At 68.5% G+C, this 14,013-nt stretch carries 13 protein-coding genes, 1 tRNA gene and 2 pseudogenes; 8 read left to right on the top strand and 8 right to left on the bottom strand.

Annotation, left to right across the window (positions count from 1 at the left end):
• Positions 1–14: 14 nt before the first annotated feature.
• The gene (gene nrtL, locus FHS42_RS13360; protein WP_184572418.1) at positions 15–1,094 is read right to left on the bottom strand and encodes an ArgS-related anticodon-binding protein NrtL; all 1,080 of its coding nucleotides are present in this window, start codon (positions 1,092–1,094) and stop codon (positions 15–17) included.
• Between the two features lie 241 nt (positions 1,095–1,335).
• Positions 1,336–1,803 (bottom strand): response regulator, encoded by a 468-nt coding sequence (locus FHS42_RS13355; RefSeq protein WP_184572417.1) that lies wholly within the window; start codon positions 1,801–1,803, stop codon positions 1,336–1,338.
• A gap of 323 nt (positions 1,804–2,126) precedes the next feature.
• Here FHS42_RS13355 and FHS42_RS13350 point away from each other — a divergent pair.
• The 4 genes and pseudogenes from FHS42_RS13350 to FHS42_RS36205 form a co-directional block, all read left to right on the top strand.
• Positions 2,127–2,198 (top strand) — tRNA-Arg (locus tag FHS42_RS13350).
• A 904-nt stretch (positions 2,199–3,102) separates the two neighbouring features.
• Positions 3,103–3,366: a CopG family transcriptional regulator gene (locus FHS42_RS13345; protein WP_184572416.1), complete on the top strand. Its 264-nt coding sequence runs from the start codon at positions 3,103–3,105 to the stop codon at positions 3,364–3,366.
• Positions 3,363–3,785, top strand: a complete 423-nt coding sequence (locus FHS42_RS13340; protein ID WP_184572415.1) for a PIN domain-containing protein — start codon at positions 3,363–3,365, stop codon at positions 3,783–3,785. Before FHS42_RS13345 ends, FHS42_RS13340 begins: the two co-directional genes overlap by 4 nt.
• Before the next feature lie 94 nt (positions 3,786–3,879).
• Positions 3,880–4,201, top strand: a pseudogene (locus FHS42_RS36205) (ATP-binding cassette domain-containing protein); the annotation flags it as partial.
• On the opposite strand, the gene FHS42_RS13330 reads toward FHS42_RS36205, so the two are convergent.
• The 3 genes from FHS42_RS13330 to FHS42_RS37005 are packed head-to-tail and all read right to left on the bottom strand — an operon-like array spanning position 4,170 to position 7,652.
• Positions 4,170–5,426, bottom strand: a complete 1,257-nt coding sequence (locus tag FHS42_RS13330; protein WP_246494711.1) for a hypothetical protein — start codon at positions 5,424–5,426, stop codon at positions 4,170–4,172. The pseudogene FHS42_RS36205 and the gene FHS42_RS13330 sit on opposite strands and share 32 nt — an antisense overlap.
• The gene (locus FHS42_RS13325) at positions 5,423–6,742 is read right to left on the bottom strand and encodes a hypothetical protein (protein ID WP_184572414.1); all 1,320 of its coding nucleotides are present in this window, start codon (positions 6,740–6,742) and stop codon (positions 5,423–5,425) included. Before FHS42_RS13325 ends, FHS42_RS13330 begins: the two co-directional genes overlap by 4 nt.
• A 4-nt stretch (positions 6,743–6,746) precedes the next feature.
• Positions 6,747–7,652, bottom strand: coding sequence for a hypothetical protein (locus FHS42_RS37005; protein WP_246494709.1), 906 nt, complete (start codon positions 7,650–7,652; stop codon positions 6,747–6,749).
• A gap of 60 nt (positions 7,653–7,712) precedes the next feature.
• On the opposite strand from FHS42_RS37005, the gene FHS42_RS37000 reads away from it, so the two are divergent.
• A complete protein-coding gene (locus tag FHS42_RS37000; protein ID WP_246494707.1) occupies positions 7,713–7,973 on the top strand; it encodes a hypothetical protein in 261 nt (86 codons plus the stop codon).
• Between the two features lie 17 nt (positions 7,974–7,990).
• On the opposite strand, the pseudogene FHS42_RS39075 reads toward FHS42_RS37000, so the two are convergent.
• Positions 7,991–8,755 (bottom strand): annotated as a pseudogene (locus FHS42_RS39075) (protein kinase domain-containing protein); the annotation flags it as partial.
• Between the two features lie 351 nt (positions 8,756–9,106).
• Between FHS42_RS39075 and FHS42_RS13310 the strand changes: the two are divergent.
• The 3 genes from FHS42_RS13310 to FHS42_RS13300 all read left to right on the top strand — a co-directional run bounded on the left by FHS42_RS13310 (position 9,107) and on the right by FHS42_RS13300 (position 12,133).
• Positions 9,107–10,303: a serine hydrolase domain-containing protein gene (locus tag FHS42_RS13310; protein ID WP_184572411.1), complete on the top strand. Its 1,197-nt coding sequence runs from the start codon at positions 9,107–9,109 to the stop codon at positions 10,301–10,303.
• A gap of 306 nt (positions 10,304–10,609) precedes the next feature.
• Positions 10,610–11,473, top strand: a complete 864-nt coding sequence (vph, locus tag FHS42_RS13305; protein WP_184572410.1) for a viomycin phosphotransferase — start codon at positions 10,610–10,612, stop codon at positions 11,471–11,473.
• Positions 11,474–11,677: 204 nt separating this feature from the next.
• Positions 11,678–12,133, top strand: coding sequence for a peptidase inhibitor family I36 protein (locus tag FHS42_RS13300; protein ID WP_246494704.1), 456 nt, complete (start codon positions 11,678–11,680; stop codon positions 12,131–12,133).
• A gap of 139 nt (positions 12,134–12,272) precedes the next feature.
• Here FHS42_RS13300 and FHS42_RS13295 read toward each other — a convergent pair whose 3' ends face one another.
• Together FHS42_RS13295 and FHS42_RS13290 are read right to left on the bottom strand one after the other, a co-directional pair.
• On the bottom strand, positions 12,273–12,584 hold the full coding sequence (locus FHS42_RS13295; protein ID WP_184572409.1) for a hypothetical protein: 312 nt from the start codon (positions 12,582–12,584) through the stop codon (positions 12,273–12,275).
• A 111-nt stretch (positions 12,585–12,695) separates the two neighbouring features.
• Positions 12,696–13,868, bottom strand: coding sequence for a helix-turn-helix domain-containing protein (locus FHS42_RS13290; RefSeq protein WP_184572408.1), 1,173 nt, complete (start codon positions 13,866–13,868; stop codon positions 12,696–12,698).
• Positions 13,869–14,013: the final 145 nt, after the last annotated feature.

The raw sequence follows: 14,013 nt of genomic DNA, 5'->3' as shown, positions 1-14,013 counted from the left end.
TCTCCTACAACGACTCAGAGGTGGGCGGGCGCGGAGATGCCGAGCAGGGACAGGCCGTTGGCAAGCACCGTTCCGGCAGCCGCGGCGATGGCCAGCCGGGAACGGTGAACGGCCGAGGGTTTCTCCGCACCCCTGGGCAGCGCAGGACAACCGTCGTGGAATCGGAAGAAGGAGTCGGCAACCAACTCCATCTCTCGCGCCAACCGATCCGGCGCCCGCCGCCGAGCGGCGGCCTCGACCACCCGCGGGAAATCAGCGAGAAGGGCGAGAAGCGGAACGGCCGGGTCAGCAGCGCCAGCGTGGGCACTCCCGGGATCACCGGGGTGCGGCTCCACCCCCAGCTCACGGCCGTTGCGCAGCACAGCGCAGGTCCGAGCGTGGGCATATCGCACCCGAAAGAGCGGGTTACTCTCCCGCTGCGCGAGCACCTCGGCCGGATCGCAGTGGGGAGCGTCGTGCGCGGCAGCGCGCAGCAGGGCCCACCGCGCGCCATCCCGCCCGAGCCGCGCCTCAAGTTCCGCGAGCGCAACCCCCGGCTCCCGTACGCGAAGGGGCTGCGGCTGATCAGCCAAGACGGCGGAGCGGCCACCGCTGCTGGTGTCGGCCCCACAGGCGACGGCCATCCGCTCCACGACCTCGGCAACCACCGTGGCCCGCGGCCCGCCCTCCGAGCGCAGCCGCACCGACATCCCGGCGAGCCCGCAGCCGCGCCCGTACGTCGGGCCCTGCGCGAGTACCTCTCGTACGAGCTCGACGTGTGCCCAGGACTCCAACGTGATGTTCAAGAACCCGGGCCCGGCGACGTCTACCCGAGCGATTCCGGGCTCTCGCACCAACCGATGCCGTAGCACCTCCGCGACATCCCGCGGCGCGCGACCGGAGGCCGCGGCGAGCCGCAGGGCGAGCGGCGAGGCGAAGTCACCGGAGCCAGGCCGCGGTGGCACCTGAACGATCCCGCTCCGCGAACCACCGTCAACAGCCGCTGTCTCAACGGCGAGCCACGACAGATCGTCCGCAGGAACGGGCAGCTCACCAGCCTGAACGGCGGAACGCACGACGTGCACGACGGTGCGGGAGAGCTGCGCGGGGGTCACGGGGCAAGCGTATGGGAGAAAGGGGGTGGGTTCGCGAGCGGGTTTCGCGCTGCGGCACGGACTGCCCGGCGTGGAGCGGTGCGGGCCGCCACCCAGCGCGGAGCGGCACGGGCCGCCCGGCGCGTATGAGAGGACCCAGCGGCGGCAGCGAGCATTGCGCCGAAGGCGGCAAGAGCTGAGCTCGGCCGGTGATCATCCACACGGCCAGGTAGCTGGGAGGGTGGCGAGAGCCACGCAACGGTCAGCCACCAGGCCGGAAAACGGGCTCGAACCCTTCGGCCGGCCCAGAACCAGGACCACCATCGCTCTCACCTCCCCCCGCCACATGCCCAGCAGCTTGCCGCGCAAGCCGCCGTACGAGCCGCACCAGCTCGGCGGGCTCGAAAGGTTTCGCAAGAAAAGCATCCACCCCGGCGGACTGCCCGCTGTCAACATCAGACGGCGTGCAGGCACTGACGATGGCGAGGGGTAGATGCCGAGTACGAGCGTCATCCCGCAACCGAGCGGCGGTCCGCAACCCATCGAGACGGGGCATCACCACGTCCAGGGTGACCACGTCGGGGCGTACGCGATGCACGATCTCCAGGCACTCGACACCATCAGCCGCGGTCACGACCTCGAACCCCTCAAGCTCAAGGTTGACCCTGATTAGCTGCCGGATGACCTTGTTGTCGTCGACGACAAGGACCCGGCCGGACAAGCCAGGCACATCTCGAAGAGTAGGCGCGCAACTCCGGCTGCGTCCGGGTTTTGCCCACTTCCGCCACGTGCGAGGGACGTTTCGCCGAGCCTCCCCACAGTTCCATCCGGATGCGCTACAAGTGGCCCCACCCTTACCCACTTCCCCCCACACGCCCCTCAGAACCCCAGCTCAGCCCTCCACCGAGGCCGACCCCGCGGCCCCGCCACAGCCGCGGCGAGACCACGACGAAAGCGGCGGGAGCACGGGGAAAGGCGCCACCGAAAGACGTTCATGGGCACCGCCTGTGAGCTGGTAGTGTTCTACCCGTCGCCACGCAAGACGGCAGACACGCCCCCGTAGCTCAGGGGATAGAGCAACGGCCTCCGGAGCCGTGTGCGCAGGTTCGAATCCTGCCGGGGGCACTCGCCAGACCACCTGCGGAAATCCGTATGTGACCAGGCGGATGCCATGAATGAAGAGCCGGACCCAGTCCCACTGAGTCCGGCTCTTTGTCGTTGTCTGTCACTGCTCGCGAGTGAGTGGCGAGTGAGATTTCAGCGGCGGCCACCGCCCAGGGATCGCCCTGGTCAGGGGTTCCTCATGGTTAGGCGGACGACATCTAAATGGTCCGATACCGCGCAATTAATTCCTGCGGGACATGTGTGGGCCAAACAGCCGCATGATGGATCTGCCGCCCTCAGGAGCCCTCTTTGACCTGCATGTTCACCGAACGGGACAGCCAAAAGGGATACGGAGAAACAGACCGTTGCGTGCCCGTCGGCAACCGCCGACGCAGGAGACCGCGCACAGCAGAGAACGCGCCTGGCTCGGGTTAGCGACCACTCGCGGGTCGTCTTGGTCGCGGTCTCAGCCACGCTCCACTTGGTGGCAGCGAGCGGATCGGCAGGCAACTTGCGCTGCTCGACGACGTACCGCACGGCGTTGACCAAGACCTTGCGCTTGTGCCGTTGCGTCTGCGCCGCGGCCACCGCGCCATCTTGATCGAGCCGCGGCGCTGTCAGCACGGACCGCAACGCGATCGGATTCATCAGGTCGGCCAGCGAACGTGAGGCTCCCTCCACCCAGCGAGGGCAAGCCGGACGTCAGTCGGCATCTGACGCGGCCCCGGGCGGGGACGACAAACGCCTAGTCCCGCATCGCTCGCCGCAGCAATTCATCGACGCCTCTATCAAGCCCGGCGGCAACAACGCCAGCTGGAGTCCCGTCGTGCGCACGAACCCAGCTTCGAGATCGCGTCGGACCAGCAGCGCGGCGGCCGTCTCTGCCAGCTCCACCCCAGGGAGGATGCGAGGTAGGATGAGTAGCATGAGTGAGCCTACCGGCAAGTACTCGATCACTATGCCGCGCGATATCGCCGAAGCCGCCAAGGCCCGTGGCGGTCCATCCGGGCTGTCCGCCTACGTTGCCGCAGCCGTCGCCCGCCAAATCGAGCGGGACAACCTCAACGAACTCATCGCGGTGGCAGAGGCCGAACACGGCCCTGTCACCGACGAAGAGATCCATGCGCTGCGCGACCAGCTCCACCAAGCCCGAGAGCAACAAAACAAAGGTGGGGCGACCGCCGCGTGACCCCTTTTCCTGCCGCCCCCGCCGCCCCAGGCGGCACCCTGATCCTCGACAGCGAAGGACTAGCCAAGGCCGTCCAGCGCGACCGCACGGTCACCGGCTGGCTCGCCCTCGCCCGCGCCGACGACCTACGGGTGATCACTTCCGCAGCCACCCTCGTGGAAGTGATCCATCCGCGGATCAATCGCCCAGCCCTGGAATGGACCCTGTCCCGTCTCGTCATCGAACCGGTCACCGAGCCCATCGCCCGTCACGCCGCCGCCCTCATCGCCAACACCGGTCTGCACGGCCACAAGTACGCCATCGACGCCATGCTCAGCGCCACAGCCCTCGCTGCCCCCGGTCCGGCAACGATCCTCACCTCGGACCCCGAGGATCTCACCACCCTGTGCGGCTCTCGCATCACCGTCATCAAGGTCTAAGCATCGGCTCCCGCCTGCGGTGCCCATCCCTTTCGGCGCTTTCCGCCGCAGTGCCGCCAACCGCAAAGTCATCATCGCCCGTCGCCTGGAGACTTCGGGTGGTGAGCGCCAGCGTGTGTCGATTGCGCGAGCACTGTTGAAGAACGCGCCCATCATGCTGTTGGACGAGGTGACCTCCGCGCTGGACCCGGTGAACGAGACGGCCGTCCACGGGGGGCATCGAGCGCCTCATGGCGGGCCGGACGGTGGAGACCCGATGGGTGGCCGTGACGAAACCGTGTACCGCCCTTGTCCGCGCCACGCCCTCACGTGGACTCACGGTGGACGATGGCCGCCGGGGCGGCCATCCGGCTCGCTTGCGCCGTTCCCCCCTCGCCCTCGCCCTTACTCCGGCCGTGACCACTCCGCGAGGCTGAGGAGTAGGTGGGCCGATTCCGGATGGAAGTAGTCGGAGTGAGCGCCGATGGGGTTGAGGCGGGTGTTGCGGTAGCGCCAGCTCGCGTCGATGTTGACGAAGGGGTGGTCAAGGCAGGCGCGGGGGTAGGGAGTGTCGGCCCGCAACAGGCGGGTGTGCCAGACGTCGTTGGGGGCCAGGTCGCCTCGGGCCGGCGAGAGGCGCATGCCCGAGTGGCCGATGCCGGGGAGGTGCTCGGCGTGCAGATGGCAGTAGCCGGTGGCCCGGTCGTGACGCGAGTGGGTGAAGACCATGGGCCCGCCGAGCGGCACCTGGTGGCCGCACACGTCGGGGCGCAGCGCGCGGAAGGTGCCGTCGAAGGCATTGGTGGGGGCCGCCATCTGGAAAGCGGTGAGGGAGTCGATGGTGAAGGGGCGGCTGGGGTGGGTGGCGATGGACCAGGTGAGGGTGTCACCCGCCGTCGCCGCCCACCGGACCGCCTCACACAGGAACCGGCCCCCGAAGGAGTGGCCAACCAGGTGCAGATACTGGCCGGATGAGGTCACCAGGGTGTCGGCTCTCGGATCGCCGCGCTCGGCATCCAGGTAGCCAAGGAGGTGGCCCAAAACGTGGGGCGCGTATCCCTTGCCCGGGGCGCTCATCGCATGGGCTCGGCGGCGGATGGCGTAGTAGCCGTTGTAGGAGATCCGGGACGAGGAGGGCCAGCGCACGACCACGGTCCACGGGGCCCACGGCGCACAGCCGGCCGCGTACAAGCGCGGGTAGAGGTGCGGGCGATGACTGCGCTGCTGGTGGCAAAGGGCCAAGAGGCGCTGGGCGTTGCGTACGGCGGCCCGGTCGCCCGTGCGCCAGCCGTGGACGTAGACGACGATATCCGTCGCCCACGGTGGTGGCCGCAGCCAGGTCGCCAGGTGGTCGGTAAGGCGGTCAGCCGGAACGGGTTCGCCGGTGTCGGGGGCCAGCAGCCAGCCGTCCTCGTCGAGGTCCACGGTGGTGAAGGCAGCCGGGTCTAGCGGCGGCATGCGGCGGCGGGCCCGAGTCGGCCGGCGTGGCTCCGCCGCGAGCTGGCGCACGAACCCGGCGGAGCGGCGTACGGCGACGGCGGGAAGGCGTACGGCCACGGCGGGAAGGCGCGCGGCATCCGCCTGCTGGTGTGCGGCGTCCGCCTGGTGACCTGCGACGCCCGGTGTACGGGGGTGGCGCCTGCTGTTGCGGGTGGCGGTCATGCGTCCGCTCCTTCCTGCGGGCCGCTGGGGGCGAGCCTGCTGTCCAGGCCGCAGTGCAGGCCGTAGACCAGTGCCAGCGGGTTGCGGTACTCGGCGGCGAACCAGCGGACCGTGTCGCGTACGGCTGCGCCGGCCGCCATCCGCTCGACGAGGTACAGGGTGAGGAAGCGCAGAGCGAACTCCACGCCCAAGACCTTGGGGACGGCGATGTGCGGGGCGAGCACGCCCTGCGCACCGTGTTGGATGAGACAGGCCGCGAGGCGGGCGAACCGTCCGGTCACCGGCGCGCCCGCGTAGCAGACGTTGAAGAGCACCAACGGGTGGAAGGGGACGACGGCGCCCTGTTTTCTGTTGGCCTCGGTGTGGAGCTCGCGGGTGCTGCCAATCCGGCCGGCGTGCAGGGTCCGGGGGTCGGTCAACCGCAACGCCTGCCAGATCGAGTCGCCATCGGTGATCACCGCGCCATGGCAGAAGAAGTACATGAGGTCTTCGTCGAAGTGCGCCATGGCCAGATCGGCCAGCAGTACATCGCTGTGCGTGCGCTCGATCAACTCCGTCTGGTCGTCCAGGAGCTTGATGACCTCCGGCGCCCGCGCGACATTGTGCAACGTGTGATCGACGTTGGCGCTGCTGACGGGGCGGGAACGAGCGGCGACGTAGTAGTAGTCGGTCTCGTACTCGCCCGAAGCGGACTCGATGAGGTGCCGGTGACCGAGGAAGAGGTCGAACGGGTCGGCGGTCGGCGGCTGCCCCGGTATCGGCGGTGCGCCGTCGCCGACCGCCAGCATCGGCCAGGGCAGCTCCAGGTCGGAGTCGAAGCGTATGCGCAGGTCCCGGCGTTCTAGGGCGCTGATGAGGTAGGCGCGGAACCGGGCAAGGTTCGGGTTGCTTCCCTTCAGCAACTCCTTTAGCAGGTGCTGTCCGCTGCGGGCCAACTCCGCCACGCGTGCCTCCACCTCCAACGGTGGGCGTGTGCTGAGGTCGGCGGCCGTGGCATAGGGGCGTACGCCGATGGGGCGGCGGGTCGCCTGATCGGTGGGCTGGAAGTCCACGAACGCCTTCCAGTCGGCGAGAAGTTGGGCCGTGAGGTCCTTGATGTTGCTTACATTCGCCTCCAAATGGGCCCAGTGCTCGCGCGTACGGGAGCGCGGCAGCACCAACGACTCGCTCCAGAGGTTGATCATCGGCTGCACGTCCTTGCCCGGTATGCGGATGCAGACGGTCAGGTCACGCGGTTCGCTGGCCGGAGCATGGGGCAGCAGGCGGTACCCGGCACTGGCGTTCTGATTGGCTGTCAGGCTGATGTTCTCGTCCAACTGCTCATGACTCCGGCGCGCAGTATCGGCTGGACACATCGACCAAGGGGTCGGAGGTGTCCGAGTTACGGGCGGGCGGGGGGTTACGGCAGAATCTGCTGGGGTGGGAAGTGGCGGACGGCTCCGCCACGGACGGTGGCTCGATGTTCATGGTGGCGTCGAGTTCCTGGAGGACGACGCCGTATCCGCGGTCGTAGACGGTGAAGCGCAACCGGTGTTCGCCGGGTTCGTGGGCGGTAAAGACAAAGGTAGCCGGTTGCTGAGGGGCGCGACCCGCCTGGTAGCTGCGAGCGGGCGGCACGATGCGTCCCGCGGTACGTGACGATGCGATGAGCATGAGGCGTGCGGACGGGCTCTCCGGCTGCCGGGCCCACAGGTGCCCCTCCGGTACGTCCAGGGCGAATTCAAGGATGGCCGGCGTACCGACGCGCGCGGGGCCGTCTCGCAGGGTCAGCCGCGGAGTGCAGGGGGACCGGCGAGAGCCTCCTCGCGGGAAACCGGCGCTGGCGCGGCTGGCGGCGGTACGGCTGGCGTTGGTACGGCCGTTGGCGCTGCGGAGGGGGGCGGCGCGGAGGGGGCTGGTGCGGCCGGTGTTGGCGCGGGTGGTGTTGACGCGGCTGATGTTGGCGCGGCTGGTGTTGACGCGACTGATGTTGACGCGACTGATGTTGGCGTTGGCTTCGGAGTGGCCGTTGACGGTTTCGCAGTAGCCGTTGGTGGCTGTGGTGCGGTGGTCGTCGGCTCGCGCCCCGGTGCGGCCGGTTTCGATGCGGTGGCTGGTAAGGGAGGCGCGGCGGTGGGCGGTTCGAGTGTGGGCGAGGCTGGTGGAGGCGGGGCTTGTGCAGGTGGATCGGACATGGGGCTGCGCCGACAGCGGTCGATGACGTACGCCGCCATGTGCCGCAGGCACTTTCCGGTCAGGACGACGAGCCCGGAGGCCAGGCCGAGGACGGCGGCGGACAGGAACGACGTGCCGACGTCCGGAGCGGCGGATTTGCCGGCCAGCCGCAGGCCGAGCATGGCCGCCACCACGCCGGCCATGAACGCCGCAGCGATGCGGCTGCCGATCAGGGTGCCCAGTTGGAGCAGGAAGCGGCGGATGCGTTGCCAGTGGGTACGCCGGGCTCGGGTGGACACCGCCCAGTGGCTATCCGATACGGGCTCTTGGCGGCCGGCGGCGGCCCTCAGCGAGCTGGTGACGGATGCCACCTTCGGGCGGGCACCCGGATGAGGCGCGAGTAAGCCCTCGATGAGCGGCGCGAACTCCCTCTCTCGGTGCACGTGTGGCGGGCGGGCATCCCGTAGCGCCTTGACCGGCGCGCAGGGCATGGGCCCGCGCGAGGGTCGGCGGCCCTCCACCATTTCGAAGAGGGTCATGCCCAGCGCCCAAAGATCACCTTGCGGGGTGGGCGCACCGCGTGACGCGTCGCGCTGTTTGCGGCTCGCCGTCAATTCGGGCGCGGTGTACTGCGAATGGGGCCGCCAGGGGTGCACCGGGGGCGCCGCGTCACCGGGGCCCGGCGGGACGAGTCCGTATCCGGGCAGCGCCGCCGTGCCGTCGTGGCGAAAGAGGATGCCGCGCGGACCGACCTGGCCGTGTGCCGTGCCGGACTCGTGCAGTGTTTCGAGGGCGGTGGCCACTTCAAGACCGATATTCGCCGCTGCCACGGGGGTGAGGCGTCGATGGTCGCGCATCACGGAGAAGAGCGAGCGGGGTACGACGGGCTCCATCACCACCCACAGGGAGCCCGACTCCTCGATGACGTCGCGCACCTGGAGGAGGTGTGACTCCTCGGGCAGTTGCATGCGATGCACCTGACGGGCCAGCGCGCCCGGGGGCCAGGCACCGCTCTTGGCATCGTCCCCCGCTGTTCGTGGGTGGAGCTGCTGGACGAACACGGACGTGCGTTCCGTGCGGTCGTAACCCGACCAGTAGGTGGACCCGGCGCCCTGGCCCCAGGCCCCGTTCAGCCAGTACCGGTCGCGCAGGACATCAGGCTCCACACCTGCCATGGAGCCCCCCCCGTTCTCTCCGTAGGCGTCCGGGGCCGCTGCGCGTCCGCCGGATGCGTGGAGGATAGCCGTACCTAGCCACAGAGCAGCAGGGTTCGGACCGTTCCGGTTTCCGCGCTCCGGGGGCGCACGGAAGCATCGAGGGCCGTCGGTCACCGCGTACCGCCCCACACGTGTGACGAGCCGCGCCGCCCGCGCGATGGCCGCAACGGGCGTACTGCGTACGGCAGATGCGGCAGATACCCACATCCGGTGCGGCCCACTGGCGGTCGCGAAGCGTGCGGCACTTTTGGCCATGATCACTTAGGCTGACTAAGAAAGGGTTACCTAACAAGCAGCGAGAGGGGCGTCATGTTCGGTTCTTCCGTACGGGTTCGGCGTGCGTTGATCGGCATCACCGTGTCGGCTGCCGTAGGTGCGGTCGCACTGGCCGGGCCCGCGATGGCTTCACCGGTGGACGGCGGGGCGCCAGCGGCCGTGGCGAGCAGGTCGCACCAGCCCACCCAGGATGCGCTCAACGGCTTGGTGAAGGCCGGGATGCCCGGCGTGGCAGGCGAGGCCCAGACGGCGAACGGGAAGAAGTGGTTCGGGTCGGCCGGTTACGCCGACACCGATACGCAGCGCAAGCGGACTGCGGCAGATCACTTCCGGGCCGGAAGCATCACCAAGACCTTCATGTCCACCGTGCTACTCCAGCTAGAGGCCGAGGGCAGGCTCGACCTCGATGACTCGGTGGAGAAGTGGCTGCCCGGCGTGGTCAAGGGGAACGGCTATGACGCCAGCAAGATCAGCGTGCGACAGATGCTCAACCACACCAGCGGCATCCACGACAGCGTCGAGACCCCGGAGTGGCAGGAGACCATGAACGGTCCCGGCTTCCTCAAGCACCGATTCGACGTCAAGAAGCCCGAAGAGATCGTCGCCATGGCACTGAAGTACCCGGCGTACTTCGAGCCCGGTGACGGCTGGCACTACTCCAACACCAACTACGTGCTCGCCGGGATGGTCATCGAGAAGGTCACCGGTGACACCTACGCGCACCAGGCCGAGAAGCGCATCATCAAGCGACTCGGGCTGAAGCACACATCGTTCCCCGGCACCGACACCGCCCTGCCCGCCCCCCACCCCGTCGGATACTCCAAGCTCTACGCGCCCAACCCCGGGCCCGAGATCTACGACGCCACCGAGTACAGCCCCACCTGGTCCGGGGCGACCGGCGAGTTGATCAGCACCAGCGGGGACCTGAACACGTACTTCCGCGCACTCAACCGCGGCAAGCTCCTGCCCCAACAGCAGATGAAGGAGATGTACACGACCGTCGAGACCGGCCAGCACTATCGGTACGGGCTCGGGCTCATCGCCCGCGACCTGTCCTGCGGCGTCACCGTCTGGGGCCACGACGGCATCGTCTGGGGCTCGCTGACCAGCTCCGCCACCACCCGCGACGGCGCGCACTCGCTGACCTTCCAGATGAATGGCGACTGGCTGGCGGAGGGCGCCCCGTACGAGAAGATGTTCGACGCCGAGTTCTGCTCGCCGGGTCGGTAGGTGCTGAAGTGACCGTTATAGCCCCGTAGTTGGCGGTGTGCTGGCTTACGGGCTGCGCATCGACGCCCTGGCCGTGGGCCCGCACCGGACGAGTTGTCGTACGGTGCGGGCCGCGGTCGCCTTCCTGCGCCTTCCCGGCCGTCTCGGCTATGGGCGGCACGCTGAGCCCCACCCGTACGGCGGCCTCCCCGACACGGGGGCCCGGGAAGGTCCAGGCAGGGCGGGCCGGGCCGGGCACGTTCGGCCAGGCAGGTTCAGGCAGGTCGGGGCAGGCGCCTCGCGGGATAAGGAAGGTTCGCGCCACACATGGAGTTCCTTGACGCGCATCGCGCGCTGCTGAGTCGGCTGCTGCCCGACGACGACCCGGGCGGCCTCGCGGTCCGCGAGGGGCAGTTCTATCGCGTGGTCCTCGGTACGAACCGGGTGGTGTGCCTGCCCCGCACCGAGGCAGCGGCCGACCGGCTACCCGCACGAGCGGCCGTGCTGCGCACACTCGCCGGGCTCAGCCTCGGCTTCCGCACACCCGAACCGTTGGCGCAGGGGGTACATCAAAACCCGGATGACCCACGGTACTTGGTACTCAGCCGCATTCCCGGCGCTCCGTTGGAGCCGGGCGCGCTGCACAGCTCTGCGCTAGCCGATGCCGTAGCGAAGCAGTACGCCGTGCTGCTGGCCGGGCTGGCCGATGCCGGCTCCGACGAGGCGGTACGCGCGACGCTGCCCCATGCGCCCAGGGATCAGTGGCAGCAGTTCGCTGCTGACGTACGCGCGAAGTTGTTCGCCCTCATGTCCGATACCGGGCGCCTGCGGGCCGAGCGGGAAGTCGCAGCGCTCGATGGCCTCCCCCACCGCGTCGAGGCCGTGGTGCACGGCGACCTCGGGGCCGAAAACGCACTCTGGGAGAGCGCGGACGGGCTGCCGCGGCTGAGCGGCGTTGTCGATTGGGACGAGGTCGCGCTAGGCGACCCGGCCGAGGACCTCGCGGCCATCGGCGCCAGTTACGGCGATGACCTCTTGGCGCGGGTGCTCGCACTGGGCGGCCGGCCCAACGGGGATCTAGCCCGCCGCATCACCACGATTCGGGGCACCTTCGCCCTCCAACAGGCCCTTGCCGCCCACCGGGACGGCGACGAGGAGGAGTTGACGGACGGGCTGACCGGCTATCGCTGAGCGGACGGCAACGGAGGCGGGCCGGGACCGAGCCGGGCGTGGGACCGGGACTTCCGGGTTGGGCAGCGGACGACGGACGGCGGACGCAAGCGGTGTTGCGCTACGCAGTCGCGGCGAAGCACGTACGCCGGGAGCTGCTATCCGCCACACCGTCTGGAAGCGCTTAGCTAGCGACCCGCAAGTCGAATTCACTACCGAAAAAGAATGAAGCAGCAGCATTGCCTCAATCTCTATGCCAGCGAGGCAGAGGTTGCGTCGGCAGGTGGTACGGAGACCGACGAGAGAAGGGTGCAGAAAATGAAGAAGAGTCTGATTGGCGGCGTCGTCGCGGCGGCATGCATCGCAGCGACCACCGTTGTCGCAGGAGCCACGCAAGCAAGTGCCAACCCCAACGACTGCCCCAACAATGCCGTATGCATGTGGGGCGACAGTAACTACGAAGGCCGTTTCCTCTTCGTACCGGGAACTAGTCGTTCCAACGTCGGCAGCCACATGAACGATCACACCACCGCTCTGTGGAACCGCACGGGTTCCCGGGTCTGTCCCTACGACCACGCAAAATACGGTGGCTCGCTGCTGGCGATCGTCAACACGGGCGAGTCCCGCCCCAACATCGGATCGACGGCCAACGACAGAATCTCCTCCTGGCGGGCCTGCTAAGTCCCCAGAACGAGGCTGAACCATTTGGCTCTGCGCCGATGGGTTCGTAAGTCTGCCGCTGGCCGTCATGCATCACGTAGCCACGGGCAAGCTCACTCGGCGGCGCCCGGCCAGCTGACCAGGCGCCCGTTCGACCTGCTCACGGCTTTCTGACACTCCCCGAGCCCGAACCGTACGAACTGTCGTCACCGGAGACCGTGACCTTGTCGTCGCCGTACAGGTGTTTAACGGCCCGTGCGTGGGGCTCGGTCAGCCAGGTCATCTGACGGCCGATGTCCTCTTGGATCACCGCTCCGGTCCCATCCCCGAGGTGCGCGAGGACGCGGTTACCGAGGTAGGTGGACAGGGTCAGCGTGTGCCAACCGAGGTCACCGACCCGGCTCCAGTGCACCCCACCACCGGGCGGAATCCAGTCATGGCGCGGGGCGGGGGTGGTCGCTTCGGTCGGCATGGCACAGCCTCCGGCGTCATCGGGGGTAGTTGCTTCATGACTGACCGTAAAGCTGCCTGGTTGGGGCCTCAATAGCTGTCTCAGCGGGCCCGCGTGCGAAGTGCTAGTCGGCTACATCGGCACGCTGAGCGCGTCGGCCAACTTCCGCATCTCCGGTGTAAGGGTGCGTCGCCGCTCGATGACGCGGCCCATAGTGTCCTGCGCGTAGGGCTGTTGTGCCAGCCATTCCGGCTGAGCGCAGTGGATCGCGCCGAGCACTTCCGCCGCCTCCGTGTACTTGCGCACCATCGTGTAGGCGCGCGCAACGTCCAGCCGATGGCGGTGATAGTCAGTCTCCTGGCCCTCCCCTGTTCCCTTCAGCCGTTGCCCGGCGCGCAGCACGTCATCTGGCCGATCGAGGATCACGCCTTTTTCGGCTGCCTTGTACGCAACGACCACCGGCCCCCACGGGTCGGGCCGCGTGGCGCTGGGGGTGATCGTGCCCGTGACTGTGGCCGCCGCGCGGGCGAGCCGCATCATGTCGTCGGCTTCGCCGTCACGGGCATCTCGCAGGCTTGCGGACGCGCCGTGCAACAGCAGCCATCCCCACGCGGCGATGCTTTCCACTGGCGCGCGTGACAGCTTGGGTTCGCAGTCGTCCGCCCATTGCTGCGCCATTTCCCGCGCCTGCCCAAGGCGTCCTTGACGCATCAAAAGCCACGCCCAGGTAGCGATGATCGAGGCCGCGCGCACGTGGTCGGGCGCATCGTCCAAAGCACGGCGAAGCGCGGTCTCGGCTCCCTCGAACTGTCTGGCCTGCGTCAACAGGGCTCCCGCCATGTGCAAAAGCTGGGCGCGTACCGACCGTACTTCTGGCGCGGTGCCCAGCGCATCGGCGTCTCGGAGCAATGGCGCGAGCACCATGACCTCGTCCGCCATCTGCTTGGCGGTGTGCAGCCTGCGCGCTTCTTCCATGCCTGCTGTGAGACCGGCGATGGTCGGCTCGTCGTCCAAGAAGGTGAGGCGGGGCGCAACGACGGCCCGTTCGAGGGGCTGCCACGGAGCGGAGTCCGGTGACATCTCTTCTGGTGGATTGAGCCGCATGAGTTCTGTCGTCGGCACTCGCAGCGCGGCGGCCAGCGCGCGAGCCGTCTCCATCCTGGTGTTACCAGCATTCCCCTGCTCCAGTTGGCGAACAGTAGCGAGAGAAACCTTGGATGCGGTAGCCAGCTCGCGCTGGGAAAGGCCACGGCGTTTGCGTAACTTGCAAACACGGTCGCCGAGCGTGTCAGTGCCTTCAGCCATAGCGGACTCCTTGGTCTGACTCGACACCAAAACGGTACTCCTCGCACCAGCCGCGAGCGCAACGATCAACCCTTCCCAGGCAGTACGAGCCGGCGTGTTGACGGTGGCACGCGCCCCCGGACACGACGGGACCTCTCGCCTTTCG

Source organism: Streptomyces zagrosensis, from assembly GCF_014203645.1.
GTDB lineage: Bacteria > Actinomycetota > Actinomycetes > Streptomycetales > Streptomycetaceae > Streptomyces > Streptomyces zagrosensis.
Note: the sequence above shows the minus strand (reverse complement) of the source record. Positions and strands in the feature narration are given on the sequence as shown.